The following is a 7,695-nucleotide window of genomic DNA, read 5'->3' as shown; positions in this document are numbered from 1 at the left end:
GGGAAGGGTTGGACACAAACCAGCTCACCTTTTTCACCGACAACCGGTTGGCCCTGGTCGTTATAGACCTGTACATCCATCCCCAAGCCCCGGCACTGCAATTGGCCGCGATACACGGGGCGTATTGGGCAGCCCAAAGCAAAGCAGGAAATAATGTCGGTGCCCCCGGAAATCGATGCCAGCAAGAGGTCTTCCTTGATTTCGCGGTAGACATAATCAAAGGATTCATGGGATAGAGGAGAGCCGGTAGACAGCAGGGCTCTTAGTTTGGATAGGTCATGGGTTTTACCCGGCTGGAGTCCGGCTTTTTCACAGGCGGCAATATACTTGGCACTGGTGCCGAATACAGTAATGCCTTCACGCTCAGCGACATCCCATAGTGCCTTGGGTTCGGGTGCAAAGGGGGAGCCATCAAAGAGCACCAGGGAGGCGCCTACGGCTAAACCGGAGACCAGCCAATTCCACATCATCCAGCCGCAAGTCGTGTAGTAAAAGAGTACATCTTTCTGAGTCAGGTCGGTATGCAGTTGGTGTTCTTTCAGGTGTTGCAGCAGGGTGCCGCCGGCTGAGTGAACAATACACTTGGGCACCCCCGTGGTGCCGGAGGAGTACATGATGTAAAGCGGATGATCAAAGGGCAGTTCGGCAAAGTCGATTTCTTTGGCATCAGGAATGCGAAAATCATCCCAGAGGCTGGCTTTACTCACCGAGGTAATTTCAGGATGAGCATTCAGATAGGGGAAAACCACCACCTGTTCCAGCCCGTCCAGGGCTTCAGCAATTTCCGCTACCTGCGGCAGGCTGTTAATGCGCTTGCCGTTATAGAGGTAGCCATCCGTAGCAAAAAGGACTTTAGGCTCAATCTGTCCAAAGCGATCCAGCACGCCGTTAAATCCAAAGTCTGGTGAGCAGGAGGACCAGATGGCACCCAGGCTGGTCGCAGCCAGCATGGCAATCAGGGCATAGTGGCAGTTGGGTACAAAACCGGCGACTCTATCTCCAGGACCCACCCCCATTTTTTCCAGGGCCAGGGCAATCTGAGCGACCTGATCATAGAGTTCGGCATGGGTCAGGGAGGTGCGCTGCCCATCTTCACGCAGAGATACCACTGCCTGGCGGTCATCTCGAAAGCGCAGCAGGTTCTCCGCAAAATTCAGCCGTGCTTCAGGAAACCAGCGGGCACCAGGCATCTTGTCGGGGTTGTCCAGCACCCGGCTGCCCTGGTCAGAAGCAACGACTTCGGAAAATTCCCAAACCAGCTCCCAGAATTCCTGATTGTTTTCTACACTCCATTGGTAAAGCTGTTGGTAGGTTTCAAGCTGTGTTTGGTAGCGCTGGTTAACACTTTTCATGAAGCGTTTAAGCTGGCTGGCTTCAATTTGTGAAGGGCTGGGTTGCCAGAGGGGTTGGGACATGGATAGGCCTCCTGGTTATTGTTCTTTCCAAGGTATTCTTATTTGAAGCTTAACCAACCTGCTGGGAGAATCACAGGATAGTTGCACTAAGAGTTTAAAAATAGCATTAGTGGAAGTTTACGTAAACGTAAAGTTTGTCTGAGGTGGGAGTATTTTGCTTGGCATCTCTCCCTTTTGATGTTTCTTTACTGTAAGCTTGTCTTTTAAAGTTTTCTTTATATTTTAAGGCAGGAGCTATGCGGGCAGACTTTATCAATCCTTTCTTACATGCCATGATGAATGTACTGCGTACTATGGCGAATATGCAGCCGCAAGTTGGCAAACCCGTGCTCAAGGATGACAATATTGCCCGCGGTGTAGTAACTGGCTTTATTGATCTTATGGGTGAGCAGACCGCTGGTTCACTGGCGATTACCTTTTCAGAGTCAGTGGCTTTGGATTTGGTTGAAAGAATGCTGGGCGAGCGCCCGGAAAAGATAGATGGCACTGTCCGCGACCTGGTGGGTGAGGTTACTAACATCGTATCAGGTGGTGCTAAGAAGATACTGTCAGAAGAAGGCTATGACTTTTATCTGTCCCAGCCGGTAACCTTTGTAGGAAAAGGCCATCAGGTACTGCACAGCGTCTATGGCCCTAAGATTCTACTGCCTTTTCATGTGGAAAGTGGCGACTTTGTTGTTGAGGTCTGCTTCAGGGAATAAAGGTCTTTGGTGTTAAAGACCAAACATTTCCTGGATTTCTTCGACCTGATCTTTGGCATCCTCTATTAGGGTCAGGCTAAAATCCGGGGTTAGTCCTTTGTCAGCAAGCTTCTGGAAAGCTGGTACTTCGTCAAGTCTGGGGTAGCGGTATTGGTTTTCAGTGCCAATAAAGCTGTGCAGTCGAGAAATACGGATGAGGTCTTCCAAGCTTGCTTCTTCACCTGCTGTCACTCTCTGCCAGCTGTTCAAGTGTGCAACCAGCTCAATAATTTGCGGATCAAAGTTCCAGTATTTGAGCAGTAAAACACCTGCTTCCGGCATCAGTTCTTCCAATACACCTTCCAGCTCTTCAGGGTCCGGGGTTTCATCCTGATCAATAAAGCGCAGAATCGCCAGTTCACCAATGTTATGTAGTAAGCCAGCTACCAGTGCTTGATCAGCCGAGAGTTGAGGGTGATGCAGGGTTAGCATTTGGGCAATGGCACCCACTCTGACACCCTGTGACCAAGTTTCCTGCATACGCTGTTTAACCCAAGCATTTTCAGCCTTGAAGAGATGGCGCAGGGAGAAGAGCATGACTAACTCAGAGGTGGTATCCAGACCCAGGCGCATGATGGCCTCACTGCTGGTTTTGCAGGGGCTGCCACGGCGGTAGAGAGGGCTATTAGCCGCTGCCAGGAGCTTGGCAAGAATTGAAGGATCACGACTAAGCAGCTTTTCCAGCTTTTTAACTTCAGGCTCTTCACGCTGTAGTTCCTCACGAACCTTCAAGGCGACACTGGGTAAACTGGGTAGAGTGAAGTTACCATTTTCAAGTGCTGTTTTAATTCTGCGGTAGTAGCGGCTGGCTGCTTCAGAAAAGTTCGGGTTGCTTTCCTGGTCAATGGTGGCTGCTTCAACCTGTTGGCGTAAAGAGCGACCTGGAATGACTAGAAGTTCACAAGCGCTGGCACTGACCACTTCGTAAAGACTGGGTCTTAAACGGGCAATACTCAAGCGGGCTGCGGGGGTGTCTGCTTCGATTTCTTGCTGTTGACCATCCGCTGCAATTAGCTGGATGCGTCCTTTGATTAGAAAAAATTCCCGGTCCTTCTCGTAGCCCCTGGGCAGGATAAGTTCACCGGCCTGCTGACAACGCTTGACCTTGAGTAGAGGTTTGATAAGGATGAGGTGTTCTTCAGAAAGCTGTGAAAATTGTTCGAATTGTCGTAAGTCCTGAAGTTTCATTTTGACCCGGAACCTTTGCTCAGTAATTAATGATTTATCAAGGTAACACAAATTGAAGACATCTTGTTCAGGTGAACTTGGATTTTTGGCTGTCTATTGGTTAGTGTAAAGAGATAATACATTTTCTAAGGAGAAGGTTGCATGCTTTATCTGCACATAGAACCCGATCAGCAGCTCTGGCTGGATTACTTTGCTCAAGAGTATCCAGATCTTCAGGTGGTTACTGCGGATGATGATTATGATGCCAGCCAAATTCGCTGGGTCGCAGCCTGGAGTCCACCCAAAGACCTGTTTGCAAAGTTTACTAACCTGGAAGCTGTGTTTGCTTTGGGTGCGGGTGTGGATGCCTTTGTTCGTCGCGATGACTTGTCACCAGAGGTTCCCCTGGTACGTTTGTTGGATGCAGGCATGGCCGACCAAATGGTTGAATATATCCTTTGGGCCACTTTAACGGTACAAAGAGATTTTGATACCTACCTAGAGCAGCAGCGCCAAAATCGCTGGCAAGAGCACACTGCACGCATGCGTCATCAAATGCGTTTAGGGATTCTGGGACTGGGTGCACTGGGGCAGCAGGTTGCGAAAACCCTGGCTTCCTATGGATACCCGGTGAGTGGCTGGAAGCGAAGTGCGATTGAGCTGGATGGCGTGGACGTTTTTACCGGTGACGAAGGCTTAAAACAACTGGTTAGCCAGTCGGATGTGCTTATCAGCCTTTTACCCAACACACCTCAAACTCAAGGGCTACTCAATGGTGAGCTTTTGAGCAGGCTACCCAAAGGAGCCTCCTTGGTTAATGTGGCCCGCGGTGTTCAGGTGGTTGATGAAGACTTGCTGGATTTGTTGGAAAGTGGCCACCTGCGTTTTGCAGCCTTGGATGTCTTTCATGAGGAACCCTTACCAGCCGATCATCCCTATTGGCAGCACCCTAAGGTGTTTGTGACGCCTCACATGGCAGCAGCCACCCTGCCCGAACCAGCCGTTAAGCAGGTGGTGGCTAGCTTGAAAAAGTTTGAAGCAGGCGGGGAACCGGAAGGGCTGGTTCGTCCTGAAAGCGGTTATTAACTTTTCTGTCGGGTGCGAAGCAGGATATAAACCGCCCCTGTACCACCGTCCGCTGGAAGTGCTGAAACAAAAGCCAGCACTTCCGGCATCTGTTTCAGCCAGGCATTGACATGGGATTTGATGCTGGGCACTTCACCTTCACGATTGTAGGCCTTGCCATGAATCAGCAACAAGCAGCGATAGCCTCGAGCGCGGCCATCACGGACAAAGCTGGTCAACTGGGTGCGGGCCGCTTCAATGGTATAGCCATGCAGATCCAAGCCTTCCTGCCAGCTGATCCGTCCCTTTTTCAGGGATTGAAAAGTGCGCTGAGGCAGATCGGGCAGATGAAAAGCTAGGCTGTCCCCTGGGTTGACCGGAGCAACCTGGCCATCAGACAGGCCATCTTCAAGCTGGCTGACGCTTTCTGTTTCAGCGGCCTGACGCCTCAAAGCTTGCTGTTCCCGGTCTCTACGACTGGGCGCCTTACTTAAATCAGCCTTTTTGTCATGGCGAAGAGGCTGAACTCCTTTCATCAACTCCCGGAAAAGATTGAGATCATCCGGTTGATCATCCGACGAAGACACTTAGACTCCTTAAACCTGCTTCTGCCATGAAGTTTTGCAGCCTTCAGGTTGGTGTTTTGTTAGACTTGAAGAATTCATTCAGCCGATTCAGGAAAAGCGAGTCCCATGAGTCAGTCCACTACTTCTTTGGTGCAGGAATTACAAACCCTGCGTGACTTTATTCGCTGGGCCTTGACCCAGTTTAACCGACATAACCTCTACTATGGTCATGGCACTGACAATGCCTGGGATGAAGCCCTGCACCTGGTATTGGGTAGCCTTCATCTGCCTTGGGATACCGACCAACGGTTATTGGATGCCCGTTTAACCCAATTGGAAAGAGAAAAACTGTTGGAATTAATCCGCCGCCGCTGTGAAGAGCACACCCCTTTACCCTACTTGTTGGGTGAAAGCTGGTTTGCCGGCCTTCCCTTCAAAGTGGACCCCAGGGTGCTGATCCCCCGTTCGCCAATTGCTGAATTGATAGAGAATAGCTTTTCTCCCTGGATTAGTGAAGATCAGCCACCTAAACGCCTGCTAGATCTTTGTACCGGGAGTGGTTGCATAGGGATTGCCTGCGCCTATGCTTTTCCAACGGCCCAGGTGATTTTAAGTGATATTTCAGAAGATGCCCTGGAAGTGGCAGAAGAAAATATCACTCGCCATCACCTGCAAGACAGGGTGTTTACCAATAACTCAGATCTCTTTGCCAATTTGCAGGGCGAGAAATTTGATCTGATTGTCACCAACCCGCCCTATGTTGATGCGACGGATCTATCCCTGATGCCGGATGAGTATCGCCAGGAGCCTGAATTGGCTCTTGCCGCTGGTGAAGATGGCTTATCACTGGTTCGAGTTATTTTGGCCGAAGCTCGGCAGCATCTCAAGGATGGGGGCCTTCTTGTCGTTGAGGTGGGTAACAGCGAAGAACATTTACAAGCACTCTTCCCCGCAGTGCCTTTCCTCTGGGTCGAATTTGAATCCCAGGCCAGAGGGGTTTTTGTGCTTACCGCAGAGCAGCTGGATCAATACCAAGCTGAATTTGATTCAGCAGCTTCTTCCTAATATTCATTGAGCATAAGTGAAAAATCATGTCCGGTAATACTTTTGGAAAACTCTTTACAGTGACCACCTTTGGTGAAAGCCACGGTCAGGCCCTGGGTGCCATTATTGATGGCTGTCCACCAGGAATTGAATTGAGTGAAGAGGATCTGCAGAAAGATCTCGACAGACGCAAGCCAGGAACCAGCCAATACGCCACTCAGCGCCGCGAAGCCGACCAGGTCAGAATTCTTTCCGGTGTCTTTGAAGGCAAGACCACAGGTACGCCCATTGGCCTGTTAATTGAAAACACCGATCAGCGTTCTAAAGATTACGGCAAGATTAAAGACCAGTTCCGGCCTGCCCATGCTGATTACACCTATCAGCAAAAATACGGTATTCGTGATTATCGGGGTGGGGGGCGCAGCTCGGCCAGAGAAACAGCCATGCGGGTTGCTGCCGGTGCGGTTGCCAAAAAATACCTGAAAGAAACCCTGGGCATTCAGGTTCGGGGTTATCTCTCCCAGTTGGGTCCTATCAAAGCTGAGACGCTGGATTGGGAACAGGTAGAGGCTAACCCCTTCTTCTGCCCTGACCCGGCCAAGGTGCCCGAGATGGAAGCCTATATGAAAGCCCTGCGTAAGGAAGGCAATTCTATAGGAGCGCGCATCCAAATTGTTGCTGATGGCGTGCCTCCAGGGCTGGGTGAACCCATTTTTGATCGCCTGGATGCAGACATTGCTCATGCCATGATGTCGATTAACGCGGTAAAAGGTGTGGAAATAGGGGCAGGTTTTGCATGCGTTGAACAAAAAGGCACTGAGCATCGGGATGAAATTACCCCGGAAGGTTTTTTGAGTAATCATGCCGGTGGTGTGCTGGGTGGCATCTCCAGTGGCCAGCGCATCGAAGTGGGCATCGCACTCAAACCAACATCCAGCCTGCACCTGCCAGGACGCAGTATAGACAGGTTTGGCGAGCCTTGCGAAGTTATCACCACAGGTCGTCATGACCCCTGTGTTGGTATTCGTGCAACTCCCATAGCCGAAGCTATGTTGGCCTTGGTTTTGTTGGACCACCTGCTGCGTCATCGGGGTCAAAATGCAGGTGTTGAAACCGGTACTCCAATCATTCCTGCCAGTGCAGAGTAATTTTTTTCTCCTGTTTCCTGGCATTTGTCAGGAAACAGGCTAGTCTTACTAGTTGATCTTCCTGTTTAGTGACAGGTTTTTGTGGTTTTTTAATTTTTAAATAAAAATCAATTAAAAGAGCTCGTTTCGCAGTTGCGTTATAGGGGTAAAGCTAGTTAAAGTAATAGATAGACACTTCACGAACCAAAGAGGGGGAGTCCGTGAAAGTCAATATTGAACTGGAAATGACACCAGAAGAATTTCGTAAGGCCATGGGATTGCCAGATGTTCAGCCTTTTCAGGAAGAGCTAATGAATAAGATCAGGGAGCAGATGGAAGCCGGTGCTGAAGGCTACGACCCACTTTCCCTGTTCTCACCCTTTGTTTCTCAAGGCTTTGATTCAGTAAGCAGTTACCAGAAGATGATGATGGACCTGATGGCAAGCTATGGTCAAAGCTCTACAGGCAAATAAGTTTTATGCCTGTGTCACCTAATTGCCATTTAGGTTTAGTAGTTTTAAGAATAATAAAAAAGCTTTAAGAGGCTGTTTTAGCTTTAAAGGCCGATTGC

At 49.8% G+C, this 7,695-nt stretch carries 8 protein-coding genes; 5 read left to right on the top strand and 3 right to left on the bottom strand.

The window, feature by feature from the left end:
* Positions 1–1,415 (bottom strand): acetoacetate--CoA ligase (locus tag BM185_RS14550; RefSeq protein WP_091965252.1); only part of this gene is annotated, 1,415 nt, incomplete at its 3' end.
* Between the two features lie 236 nt (positions 1,416–1,651).
* Here BM185_RS14550 and BM185_RS14545 point away from each other — a divergent pair.
* A complete protein-coding gene (locus BM185_RS14545; protein ID WP_091965250.1) occupies positions 1,652–2,116 on the top strand; it encodes a chemotaxis protein CheX in 465 nt (154 codons plus the stop codon).
* Positions 2,117–2,128: 12 nt separating this feature from the next.
* On the opposite strand, the gene BM185_RS14540 is transcribed toward BM185_RS14545, so the two are convergent.
* Positions 2,129–3,343, bottom strand: a complete 1,215-nt coding sequence (locus BM185_RS14540) for an HDOD domain-containing protein (RefSeq protein WP_091965248.1) — start codon at positions 3,341–3,343, stop codon at positions 2,129–2,131.
* Between the two features lie 141 nt (positions 3,344–3,484).
* On the opposite strand from BM185_RS14540, the gene BM185_RS14535 reads away from it, so the two are divergent.
* Positions 3,485–4,408, top strand: a complete 924-nt coding sequence (locus BM185_RS14535) for a 2-hydroxyacid dehydrogenase (protein ID WP_091965246.1) — start codon at positions 3,485–3,487, stop codon at positions 4,406–4,408.
* Here BM185_RS14535 and BM185_RS14530 read toward each other — a convergent pair.
* Positions 4,405–4,974 (bottom strand): Smr/MutS family protein, encoded by a 570-nt coding sequence (locus BM185_RS14530; RefSeq protein WP_245751782.1) that lies wholly within the window; start codon positions 4,972–4,974, stop codon positions 4,405–4,407. The genes BM185_RS14535 and BM185_RS14530 overlap by 4 nt on opposite strands.
* A 105-nt stretch (positions 4,975–5,079) precedes the next feature.
* On the opposite strand from BM185_RS14530, the gene prmB reads away from it, so the two are divergent.
* The 3 genes from prmB (at position 5,080) to BM185_RS14515 (ending at position 7,597) form a co-directional block, all read left to right on the top strand.
* Complete coding sequence (prmB, locus tag BM185_RS14525; protein WP_091965244.1) at positions 5,080–6,018, top strand: 50S ribosomal protein L3 N(5)-glutamine methyltransferase; 939 nt, start codon at positions 5,080–5,082, stop codon at positions 6,016–6,018.
* Positions 6,019–6,044: 26 nt separating this feature from the next.
* Positions 6,045–7,145, top strand: a complete 1,101-nt coding sequence (aroC, locus tag BM185_RS14520) for a chorismate synthase (protein ID WP_091965242.1) — start codon at positions 6,045–6,047, stop codon at positions 7,143–7,145.
* A gap of 200 nt (positions 7,146–7,345) precedes the next feature.
* On the top strand, positions 7,346–7,597 hold the full coding sequence (locus BM185_RS14515; RefSeq protein WP_091965240.1) for a DUF6489 family protein: 252 nt from the start codon (positions 7,346–7,348) through the stop codon (positions 7,595–7,597).
* Positions 7,598–7,695: the final 98 nt, after the last annotated feature.

The sequence above is a fragment of the Marinospirillum celere genome, assembly GCF_900112235.1.
Classification (GTDB): Bacteria; Pseudomonadota; Gammaproteobacteria; order Pseudomonadales; family Halomonadaceae; genus Marinospirillum; species Marinospirillum celere.
Note: the sequence above shows the minus strand (reverse complement) of the source record. Positions and strands in the feature narration are given on the sequence as shown.